Source organism: Cryobacterium sp. N21 (genome assembly GCF_002929575.1).
Lineage (GTDB): Bacteria > Actinomycetota > Actinomycetes > Actinomycetales > Microbacteriaceae > Cryobacterium > Cryobacterium flavum.
The window spans coordinates 1-1819 of sequence record NZ_PJJQ01000004.1; the positions used below are offsets into that span (position 1 = coordinate 1).

The window sequence follows — 1819 nt, forward strand, 5'->3', positions numbered from 1 at the left end:
GGGTGTGTCCGATCCTTGAGAACTCAACAGCGTGCACAATGTCAAATGCCAAAAACCTCGTGGTTGTCGGCCCGTTTCTAGCGGGTTGCAGCCGGGAGATTCCTTTGGAAATAATATTGAACAAGTCCTGACTTCGGTTGGGCAACTAAACAAAGCAAGTCAGTAATGATTTGTTCTTGTCAGTTTCAAACTTGCATCTTCTTGGCCTATTCCGGCTGTGGGGTGCACTAGATGGGCACTGAACTTTCGGGTTTGGGAGCTATTCAAACATTTACGGAGAGTTTGATCCTGGCTCAGGACGAACGCTGGCGGCGTGCTTAACACATGCAAGTCGAACGGTGAAGAGGAGCTTGCTCCTTGGATCAGTGGCGAACGGGTGAGTAACACGTGAGCAATCTGCCCTTGACTCTGGGATAACTGCGGGAAACTGTAGCTAATACCGGATATTACCTTGGAAGGCATCTTCTGGGGTGGAAAGAATTTTGGTCAAGGATGAGCTCGCGGCCTATCAGCTAGTTGGTGAGGTAATGGCTCACCAAGGCGACGACGGGTAGCCGGCCTGAGAGGGTGACCGGCCACACTGGGACTGAGACACGGCCCAGACTCCTACGGGAGGCAGCAGTGGGGAATATTGCACAATGGGCGCAAGCCTGATGCAGCAACGCCGCGTGAGGGACGACGGCCTTCGGGTTGTAAACCTCTTTTAGTAGGGAAGAAGCGACTGGGTTTTCCTGGGAGTGACGGTACCTGCAGAAAAAGCACCGGCTAACTACGTGCCAGCAGCCGCGGTAATACGTAGGGTGCAAGCGTTGTCCGGAATTATTGGGCGTAAAGAGCTCGTAGGCGGTTTGTCGCGTCTGCTGTGAAAACCCGAGGCTCAACCTCGGGCCTGCAGTGGGTACGGGCAGACTAGAGTGCGGTAGGGGAGATTGGAATTCCTGGTGTAGCGGTGGAATGCGCAGATATCAGGAGGAACACCAATGGCGAAGGCAGATCTCTGGGCCGTAACTGACGCTGAGGAGCGAAAGCATGGGGAGCGAACAGGATTAGATACCCTGGTAGTCCATGCCGTAAACGTTGGGAACTAGATGTGGGGACCATTCCACGGTCTCCGTGTCGCAGCTAACGCATTAAGTTCCCCGCCTGGGGAGTACGGCCGCAAGGCTAAAACTCAAAGGAATTGACGGGGGCCCGCACAAGCGGCGGAGCATGCGGATTAATTCGATGCAACGCGAAGAACCTTACCAAGGCTTGACATATACCGGTAACGCCTGGAAACAGGTGCCCCGCAAGGTCGGTATACAGGTGGTGCATGGTTGTCGTCAGCTCGTGTCGTGAGATGTTGGGTTAAGTCCCGCAACGAGCGCAACCCTCGTCCTATGTTGCCAGCACGTAATGGTGGGAACTCATGGGATACTGCCGGGGTCAACTCGGAGGAAGGTGGGGATGACGTCAAATCATCATGCCCCTTATGTCTTGGGCTTCACGCATGCTACAATGGCCGGTACAAAGGGCTGCGATACCGCAAGGTGGAGCGAATCCCAAAAAGCCGGTCTCAGTTCGGATTGAGGTCTGCAACTCGACCTCATGAAGTCGGAGTCGCTAGTAATCGCAGATCAGCAACGCTGCGGTGAATACGTTCCCGGGCCTTGTACACACCGCCCGTCAAGTCATGAAAGTCGGTAACACCCGAAGCCAGTGGCCGAACCCGTAAGGGACGGAGCTGTCGAAGGTGGGATCGGTGATTAGGACTAAGTCGTAACAAGGTAGCCGTACCGGAAGGTGCGGCTGGATCACCTCCTTTCTAAGGAGCACGTGC

At 54.8% G+C, this 1819-nt stretch carries 1 rRNA gene; it reads left to right on the forward strand.

Features of this window, described 5'->3' with window-relative positions:
* The first annotated feature begins 270 nt into the window (after positions 1-270).
* A 16S ribosomal RNA gene (locus CXY77_RS00025) occupies positions 271-1804 on the forward strand.
* The last annotated feature ends 15 nt before the right edge of the window (positions 1805-1819 follow it).